Consider the following 8,721-nt stretch of genomic DNA (forward strand, 5'->3'; position numbering starts at 1 on the left):
TACCTTTCCTAAAACAACATGGTAAAACCTTAATAGAAGAAATAGCTATGGAGAAATATAAGCCTCAACCAGTTAGGAGAGTGGAAATTCCAAAGCCAAACGGAGGAGTTAGACTTTTAGGAATACCTACGGTAGTAGATAAGTTTATACAACAAGCAATAGCACAAATATTAATAAAAGTCTACGACAAAGAATTTTCAGAAAATAGTTATGGATTCAGACCTGGCAGAAATGCTCATATGGCAGTAAAGAAGGCGAAAGAATATATAAATGAAGGATACGCATGGGTAGTGGATATAGACCTTGAAAAATTCTTTGATAGAGTCAATCATGATATTCTCATGTCAATTTTAGCGAAGAAAATTAAAGATAAAAGAGTATTAAGACTGATACGTAAATATCTAGAGTCAGGAGTGATGATAGGAGGATTATACACAAAAACAGAAGAAGGAACTCCGCAAGGAGGACCTATTAGTCCACTACTCAGTAATATCCTTCTAGATGTATTAGATAAAGAACTCGAAGCAAGAGGGCATAAGTTCTGTAGGTATGCCGATGACTGCAACATTTATGTCAAAAGCCAAAGAGCAGGGAAAAGGGTCATGGAAAGTATAACAAAAATCCTAGAGAAAAGGTTAAAACTAAAGTTTAATAAAGAAAAGAGTGCAGTCGATAGACCATGGAGAAGGAAATTTTTAGGATTTTCCTTTTATTATAAAGAGAGTGAGATAAAAATAAGACCCCGTGAGAAAAGCATAAAGAGATTAAAAGATAGAAAAGGAAAATCACAAATAGAAATACAGGAATAAGCATGGAGGCAAGAATAGAAAGACTAAACTTTCTAATAGTCGGTTGGGTAAACTATTTCAAAATAGCAGATATGAAAGGAGATAGACCAATGGACTAGGAGAAGATTAAGAGCATGTCTTTGAAAACAATGGAAGAAGGTGAAAACGAGGTTTAAGAACCTCAAAAGATTAGGGATTCCAAAGTATAAGGCATGGCAATATGCTAATACCCGAAAGGGCTACTGGCGTATATCCAATAGTCCTATATTAAATAAGACCTTGAATAACCAGTATTGGTTAAATCAAGGTCTCAAAACACTTTCTATGCAGTATAAGAAATTGAGCTTAACCTAATGAACTGCCGTATACTGGACGGTACGTACGGTGGTGTGAGAGGTCGGTAGATGAATTAATCATCTACCTCCTACTCGATTATTGTTCTGTTATTATATATGATGTTTTAGTTGTAGTAGTTTCCTCGTTGTCGTTAATATTTACACTATGTATAGTTTTTACTCTATATTTTTCTCCTATTTCAGCTCCAATGTAAACAGTATCAAAATAGATTTCATCTGTAAGATAAGCACTTTTACTCCAAGTTGATATAGTTTCCCAACTTGAACCATTCCATTTTTCTAAGTATACATTAAGGGTTAATATATCTACTGATGTAGTAGCCATTGTACTAGCTTTAATGTATAAGGCACCTTCACCTAGGTCATGTATAGAACATCTTGCTATATCAATATAGTTTAAGTCAGTAGAATTAATTTCAAAAATATAATTAGTAGAGTTATCAATTTGGGTTACATCTTCACTAGTACCATATCCGTCTATTGTGGCTTTAACCTCTAAATCAGTGTCTTTAAATTCTTGTGCATATGATTTTGCTGGAATTACTGAAATACAAAACACTAGAATAAGTACAGATAATAATATTTTTTTCATAAAATCCCTCCTATAAATTTTTCTTCAGTATTAAGATCAGATTAATTCAGAAAATGTTCCAAAAAGTTTACATGGTTTTTAAAAAATACATGAAAATTTTGGAACAAAAAAGTATAAATCTTACTCTTAATTTATGAGAGACCTAAAATGAAGATATGAGGAGGTGAAGATATGTTATATCCAAGAGCACCAAATGAAAAAAGCCTACTAACTAATAGGCTACTTCTGTGAATGTGTGTGAAACTCAAGAGTAAGGAGACAAAATTATTCTAATCTTTTGACACTACGATTTAAGGAGAGTGAGTGTAAAAATGAGAAAATTTAAAGTTGGTATTTTAGGTATAGTAAGTGTATTAACTGTATTAAGTATTCTAGGCAGCTTGCTTTTTACAGGATATGTAAATGCAGAAAGTATAGAAGAGAATTATACTGTTTTCAAGGTTCATGAAGTAGAAAATAATCCTGATGCTGTTTTTCATTTTGTTGACAAAAGTTTAAAAGGAAAAACAAGAGCATTACAGAGCAATCCTAAAAATGAAGCCGTAGAACCGATGGGTGTAATATATGAAGAATATGATCATAGTTATTATACAGAACGTTCAACTACTAAAGTTTCTTATCGTGTTGGACCTGTCGAAAATGTACAACATCAGTTCGATGTTCCTAGAGGTTCGACACAAACAAGAACTATAGGTTTTACTGGTTCGGGAACAGTGCAATACTCAGGTAGTGTTAGTGCAGAAATTAAAAAAATTGTAAACCTTTCTCTTGGGGCAACAGCATCTGGGAGTATCAGTTTAACATATGAACGTACTGACACTTTTAGTGGTCCACCAGAGGGGAGCCCATATAATGCTAGAGGCTATTATACAGCGAAAGATTATGATAAATATACTGTAGTAGTTGATAAATGGGATGTATATAAAGTATATAATGGTGGTGCTTTCGATCATTATGAAACTTACTATGCAGGTACAGTAACGGTAAGTAATGTAAAAAAACCAATCACAGTAGAATATAGCAAAGATTTTACTTATTAAAAAAATATTCCAGATGGTATGTTATAAGCATACTATCTAGGTTTTTATAAGGGAGGATATCATGAGAAAGGTTATTTTGTTTTTAATCATCATTATTTCGCTAACTGCTTGCACAACCGAAAGTAAATTAAACATTTCAAAGGATATTAACGAATGCCTTAAGAAGGGATTAGAAATTACTTCTTTTAATGCAAAAATTTATATATCAGAATATAGTACTGCTTCTCAGGAACAAGACCATTTATATGGTGCTATATATGATTTAGAATTTGTACTTCCAGTTGAATGCAAGGATATTTTTAGAGAAGAAATCAAGAGCAAATTATTAATAGAATTAAAGTATCCAGAGGAGATACATTATTTTTCTGGTTTCTCAAGCGCTATAGGAGATATACCTGTATTAAAGAGTACGAAAAATGGCAAAGCATATTTTACAACAAATTTTTCAAACTTAATTTCAAGAAATGAGCCTGTGTCAAAAGAAGATTTATTGAAAATCGTTGATCCTGATTTAGAATTTCAATTAAAGATTTACGATCATTCAAATAACAATGTTTTATTAGAGAAAACCTTAAACATAGAACCCCTTAATTAGAGCTTGTTGAACTATCCGTTTTTGGTTGCCGAATTTCATCTATTTTACCTCTTACAACATTAAAGTAACCGATTTATACGGGTGCTTTCTTTGTGGTTCTGCAGGGAAGTCTTTTTTTACTGTAATTGTTGCTGAGCCTGGTTTTGATTTTGTATTTGATTCATCTGTGAAAGACCTCCCAATAATTTTTATAGTTCTGTTAAGTTATATGAAAGTTGATTCTCGCCCCTTTCTGGAATTACAATATATTTAAACAACAACAAATACCACCCAGAAAAGAGACGAGAAAAATGAGCAAAATTATTAATAAAAATATAATATGTCCTAGATGTTTTAGTAATGAATTATATAGATTCGGTAAAGATAAAAACGGTTATCAAAAATATCAATGTAAAATTTGTAAAAGACAATTTGTGCCTGATGCTAAACCTAGAAAACTTAAAGGTTATCCTAGATGCCCTAAATGTGGTAAAGGTACTTTTATTCATCATAATTACAAATACTTTGTAAGGATTCATTCTTCCTTAGATAATAAGACTCCTGCTATTGCAGCCTGTGCTGCTTATAGCGATAAAGATCGCAAAAACTGGCTTATAGCTGCCTAATCTTAAGCAAAAATTCTATAAATTTTTTAGCCTGCATTAGTATGGAGGCTTATTTGTCATGCCTAAATTTCTTTTCTTTCTTAAACTCTTTTGTTTTTATTTTGTTTTTATATAGATGCTATCTCATTTTTAAGAAACTTTTAGATATTTTTTGATTCATTTAGTTATTTTTTCATATCTACTTTACAGAACCTTTGGTTTTGGGTTATATAATATATATTTTTATAAATACTGGGGGAAACCCTTTGTTAGTGGTAAAATAAAATTAACCAAAAAAGGGAAAGAAAATTCCTAGAGAAAAGGTTAAAACTAAAGGTTAATAAAGAAAAGAGTGCGGTCGATAGACCATGGAGAAGGAAGTTTCTAGGGTTTTCCTTTTATCTTAAGAAGAACGAAATAAGGATAAGACCTCATGAGAAAAGTATAAAAAGACTGAAAGACAAAATAAGGAAAATTACTAATAGAAATATAGGAATAAGCATGGAGACAAGAATAGAAAGACTAAACTTTCTAATAGTCGGTTGGGTAAACTATTTCAAAATAGCAGACATGAAAGCGAAATTAAAGAGGATAGACCAATGGACTAGGAGAAGATTAAGAGCATGTCTTTGGAAACAATGGAAGAAGGTTAAAACGAGGTTTAAGAACCTCAAAAGATTAGGAAAGGCATGACAATATGCTAATACCCGAAAGGGCTACTGGCGTATATCTAATAGTCCTATATTAAGTAAGACCTTGAATAACCAATATTGGTTAAATCAAGGTCTCAAATCACTTTCTATGCAGTATAAGAAATTGAGCTTAACCTAATGAACCGTCGTATACCCAACGGTACGTACGGTGGTGTGAGAGGTCGGTAGATGAATTAATCATCTACCTCCTACTCGATTGCTATTGTACAATAGGAGGTTTCAATATTTATGGGTTTTAGACTATTTTTTATATTTATAGCATCATTATACCTAATATATAAAGGATTTGATTTTAGAAAGAAAAATAAAGATGATATAAAAGTTCTACCTTTATTTGAAATAGAAAATCGAGATGGATATCAGAAATATCTATCAAATCAACTAATTTTTGATGGGCTCTGTTTCTTACTATTTGTTTTTGAAATATTAGTGCATTATAATTTTATAATTTCTGCTACTATATTTTTAATAGGTAATATTTATTTTGTTATAAGGCTTTTTAAGTTAGTGAAATTTAAAAGATAGTGCAAGTAATTTTGTGTAAATAGATTTTAGAGATTATATGTTTCTTCACATATATCCATAAGATCATTATAAGCTGCAGTAAAACCATGCATTTTCCTTTGTGACCACTTTTCATTGTAATTGATTACTTGCAGATATAATATTTTTTCAGCTGCATCTATAGTAAGCAAACTATATTTAGTTTTAAGGCGTCTTTTAAGCTTTTTATTTGCTCTTTCTATCCAGTTAGTAGTATAATACATTTTCTATAGAGGTAGGATAATTATAGAATGTAAGGAGTGTATCAACACTGTTGTTCCAATTACAAAATCTAATATTTCTCTATAGCCACTTTCATCTATACCAGGAATGGCATACACAGAGTCATTAGCTACTGTATCTCGTCTTATTTTCACACTTAATGCATCTATAAAGATAACACTGTAACAGCTTTCAAGTTCTTTATTATACCACTTATTAACTTCTTCTAAGGCTACATCTTTTTAATTAAACTTATGATAAAATTAGAAATTCCATCATCAGCGATTGTCAGTATAGTTTGATAGTCTAGGGCAGAAAAGGATTCATCTAGTAGTAGAATTTCAGGCTTTAAAGCTAGAGTTCTTATAAGAGCTGCCCTTTGTCTCATTCCTCCTGAAAGCTGTCTTGGATAGTGGGCTTTAAATTCTCTTAAATCATAGGTATCTAATAGGTTTTCTACAAATTTTTATCCTATATCTTCACTAGTACCCTTTGCTTCCTTACCATTAACAAATATTTTTCCTTTAGATGCCTTAAGAAGCCCAGCTACTATGGATAATAATGTAGATTTACCACAACCACTAGGGCCTACCAATACTACGATTTCTCCATTATGTACATCTAAAGATAAATCCTTAATAGCTTCAGTTTCACCATCAAGATTGTAATAATATAGAAAAGAATATAAAATCATACAAGGAAATGGTAAAAGGATGTAGAATCAACAAGTATAGGAATAATAAACCATATTTAGTTTTAGAGTATTATGTTTGACAGGAGTTGATAGCACATATGGTCTTATTTAAGGGTAAAAGAGAACAAAATACTGATTTAGATTTATTTAAGAAATTATTCGATAAATATTACGCAAAGGTATATAAAACTGCATTCTACATATTAAGAAATCAGCAAGATGCAAAAGATGCAACTCAGGAGGCCTTTATTACAGCTTATGATAAGTTTCATACATTGAGGGACCAAAGTGAATTTGGCTCTTGGATTTGTACAATAGTAGCAAATAAAGCCAAGGAAATATATAAAGCTAGAAAAAAAGAAACTTTGATTGACGATATTAATAAAGTAATACCTTTTATAAAAGAAAATACAGGTGTTAAATTACCTGAAGAAATTCTACAAAAAAAAGAATTTAAAATCTTTATTAGGGAACAAATTAACGAATTAAAACCTCATTATAAACAGGTGATTATGTTATATTATTATAATGAGTTATCTTATAGAGAAATAAGTGAGGCTTTAGAAATAAGCATCGGAACGGTTAAATCAAGACTCAATAGAGCAAAAAATATCTTAAAAACTGAAATTATTAATAGTACTTATAGACATGTGCATAATTAAAAAAATTGCCGAAGGCAAAAAGTAAAATAAGAGCATAGAAAAATAAAAACATCCACAAATACAAAAAAATCAATACAAACCATTATCACCAATAAAATTAGTTTCATTTAAAGGAAACCAACTATGAGTATTTTTAAGAAAATCTACAGTTATAGACATTTCCTTAACGTCTGCTGTAGTAGTAATTTCAGCAATAAGGAGTCCTGAAATAGCGTCAGTGAGAATGATGTTTTTATAACCCCAATAAAATTTATAATTTTTTTCATTATGAGGATTACTAGCAGTATAAATGCCTAATTTACAATCTTTATCGGACTTTGGAGGATTCGCTTTATTAAATTTATTTTTAGCAAAAGATTTAAGGTTATTAAATTTAGTGTTAGCAAACACTGGCGTAGCATCTGCTGAAACAAAAGAATTATTAATAAAACCCAAATCTTTAAGATGTAAAACCAAGTTTTTTATGATATTTGAAAAGAATTGGTTATCTGTGTTTTTAATAAATCTTTCAAAGGTCCAATAAGAAGGTAAAGGTTTCATAATATCAAAGCCACAAAGATAAGCAATATAAAGATTATTATTAAGATAATCTATTAGTTCAGTAATATGAGAAAACTTTTCACATTTCATTACAACAAAGGCTTTAAAAAGGGAATGTCTTGAATATCCTTTAGGACCATATTTTGAAGATGGGTATTCTGGGAAATCAGATAAATCAATAGCATCAAACAATTTTGAGTAGAAATTTGATTTATGTGTAGAAGTAAAGAATTCAATACATTACAAAATAAGTTGTTGGTTCATAAAGGGTTCGCCTCCTTTAAAATTAAATATTTGTTGATAAATATAATATTTGACAAAAGCGAGGCGAAATCCTTTTTGAAATAGAAAAATTTTACAGAGTAATTAAAAATTGCTTTGTAAAACCTAGTAATTTCAAGTATTTAGAATTATGCTAAATGCTACTAGTACTTATATAAAGAGGGTGATTATATGAATGAAAGAGAAATATTTGACCAAATAATAGAAGAAAGTATAAAGGAAGATATAGATAATATTGAAGTACCTAAAGGTGATGATGTATGGAATAATATAAGTACTCACATCAAAGAAAAAAATAAATCTAGTAGAATTCAGTCAAATAAGAAAATAGTTGGTATATTAGCTGTACTTGTTTTATCTGGATTTATCCTTTTACACCCCAATAATGAAGGATATGCTAAAATACCAAGAATTTTAGGAGTATTTTCTAAGCTAGCAGGTGAAAAATTAAATATTTACGTTAATTATAATGATAGTGATAGTAAGAGTTTGAAATCTCAACAAGATGTAGATTCAGAAATTAGACGATATAAACTAACTCTTGAAGAAGCTAAAATTGAAACTGACTTTAGTATAAAAACTCCAGGGTATATACCTAATGAATATGAAATTAAAGAAGTTACTTTGACAAAATATAAAGATAGAGTTATTAATCTTGTGATTAAATATACAGATAATAATAATTGGTTTAGTTTGCAACAAGAGAAAATTAGAAACAATAGTTCTGAAGGAATAGAAGTAAATTCTAAGAATAGTGAGTATAAAAAAGTTAATAGAAACGGAGTACAGTATAATATTATAGAGTCATCACAAGGTAGGGTTCTGATAATTTGGGATATGTTTGAAGTAAAATATACATTGATAGGAAGTAATAAAGATGAATTATTAAAGATTGCATATTCGATAAAATAAGGTTATGTTTCCTAGGAGACATAACCTCAGGTTGATGACAAACCCACGATTTTTTTTGAGTCTGTAAATAATTTTGTGCTTTAAACTCCAATCTGACAAGAAATAATTAACTAGATATAATAAATAACTTTTAAACTCACTTTTATAGTTGCCAAAATTATATGGTAATATACATAAAATCGTATAATTTTGGCAATA

General features: G+C 29.8%; 11 protein-coding genes and 3 pseudogenes. 9 read left to right on the forward strand and 5 right to left on the reverse strand.

Annotated features, from left to right (window positions below; translation table 11 throughout):
• A partial coding sequence (gene ltrA, locus AB4Y15_RS13370; protein ID WP_427340845.1) for a group II intron reverse transcriptase/maturase occupies positions 1-809 on the forward strand: 809 nt, incomplete at its 5' end.
• A 2-nt stretch (positions 810-811) separates the two neighbouring features.
• Complete coding sequence (locus AB4Y15_RS13375; protein WP_427340846.1) at positions 812-907, forward strand: group II intron maturase-specific domain-containing protein; 96 nt, start codon at positions 812-814, stop codon at positions 905-907.
• A gap of 313 nt (positions 908-1,220) precedes the next feature.
• Here the strand turns inward: AB4Y15_RS13375 and AB4Y15_RS13380 are convergent, their stop codons facing one another.
• A complete protein-coding gene (locus tag AB4Y15_RS13380) occupies positions 1,221-1,736 on the reverse strand; it encodes a hypothetical protein (RefSeq protein WP_427340847.1) in 516 nt (171 codons plus the stop codon).
• Between the two features lie 311 nt (positions 1,737-2,047).
• Between AB4Y15_RS13380 and AB4Y15_RS13385 the strand changes: the two genes are divergently transcribed.
• The 5 genes and pseudogenes from AB4Y15_RS13385 (at position 2,048) to AB4Y15_RS13405 (ending at position 5,193) form a co-directional block, all read left to right on the forward strand.
• On the forward strand, positions 2,048-2,776 hold the full coding sequence (locus tag AB4Y15_RS13385) for a hypothetical protein (protein ID WP_427340848.1): 729 nt from the start codon (positions 2,048-2,050) through the stop codon (positions 2,774-2,776).
• Between the two features lie 61 nt (positions 2,777-2,837).
• Positions 2,838-3,371, forward strand: coding sequence for a hypothetical protein (locus tag AB4Y15_RS13390; protein WP_427340849.1), 534 nt, complete (start codon positions 2,838-2,840; stop codon positions 3,369-3,371).
• Positions 3,372-3,661: 290 nt separating this feature from the next.
• A pseudogene (locus AB4Y15_RS13395) lies at positions 3,662-3,880 on the forward strand (IS1/IS1595 family N-terminal zinc-binding domain-containing protein); the annotation flags it as partial.
• 528 nt (positions 3,881-4,408) lie between these two features.
• Positions 4,409-4,648 carry a group II intron maturase-specific domain-containing protein gene (locus AB4Y15_RS13400; RefSeq protein ID WP_427340855.1) on the forward strand — a complete coding sequence of 80 codons (240 nt, stop codon included), beginning with the start codon at positions 4,409-4,411 and terminating at the stop codon, positions 4,646-4,648.
• A 248-nt stretch (positions 4,649-4,896) separates the two neighbouring features.
• Positions 4,897-5,193 carry a hypothetical protein gene (locus tag AB4Y15_RS13405; RefSeq protein WP_427340850.1) on the forward strand — a complete coding sequence of 99 codons (297 nt, stop codon included), beginning with the start codon at positions 4,897-4,899 and terminating at the stop codon, positions 5,191-5,193.
• Between the two features lie 26 nt (positions 5,194-5,219).
• Here AB4Y15_RS13405 and AB4Y15_RS13410 read toward each other — a convergent pair whose 3' ends face one another.
• The 3 genes and pseudogenes from AB4Y15_RS13410 to AB4Y15_RS13420 form a co-directional block, all read right to left on the reverse strand.
• On the reverse strand, positions 5,220-5,435 hold the full coding sequence (locus AB4Y15_RS13410; protein WP_427340851.1) for a hypothetical protein: 216 nt from the start codon (positions 5,433-5,435) through the stop codon (positions 5,220-5,222).
• 3 nt (positions 5,436-5,438) lie between these two features.
• A pseudogene (locus tag AB4Y15_RS13415) lies at positions 5,439-5,651 on the reverse strand (transposase); the annotation flags it as partial.
• A gap of 14 nt (positions 5,652-5,665) precedes the next feature.
• Positions 5,666-6,127, reverse strand: a pseudogene (locus AB4Y15_RS13420) (ATP-binding cassette domain-containing protein).
• A gap of 98 nt (positions 6,128-6,225) precedes the next feature.
• Here AB4Y15_RS13420 and AB4Y15_RS13425 point away from each other — a divergent pair.
• On the forward strand, positions 6,226-6,789 hold the full coding sequence (locus AB4Y15_RS13425) for an RNA polymerase sigma factor (RefSeq protein ID WP_427340852.1): 564 nt from the start codon (positions 6,226-6,228) through the stop codon (positions 6,787-6,789).
• 69 nt (positions 6,790-6,858) lie between these two features.
• Here the strand turns inward: AB4Y15_RS13425 and AB4Y15_RS13430 are convergent, their stop codons facing one another.
• Positions 6,859-7,566 (reverse strand): transposase, encoded by a 708-nt coding sequence (locus AB4Y15_RS13430; RefSeq protein WP_489672030.1) that lies wholly within the window; start codon positions 7,564-7,566, stop codon positions 6,859-6,861.
• Positions 7,567-7,782: 216 nt separating this feature from the next.
• Here AB4Y15_RS13430 and AB4Y15_RS13435 point away from each other — a divergent pair, with 216 nt between their 5' ends.
• Positions 7,783-8,523: a DUF4367 domain-containing protein gene (locus AB4Y15_RS13435; protein ID WP_427340854.1), complete on the forward strand. Its 741-nt coding sequence runs from the start codon at positions 7,783-7,785 to the stop codon at positions 8,521-8,523.
• The last annotated feature ends 198 nt before the right edge of the window (positions 8,524-8,721 follow it).

This window comes from Caloranaerobacter longqiensis, assembly GCF_050286925.1.
In the GTDB taxonomy this organism is placed as follows: domain Bacteria; phylum Bacillota; class Clostridia; order Tissierellales; family Thermohalobacteraceae; genus Caloranaerobacter.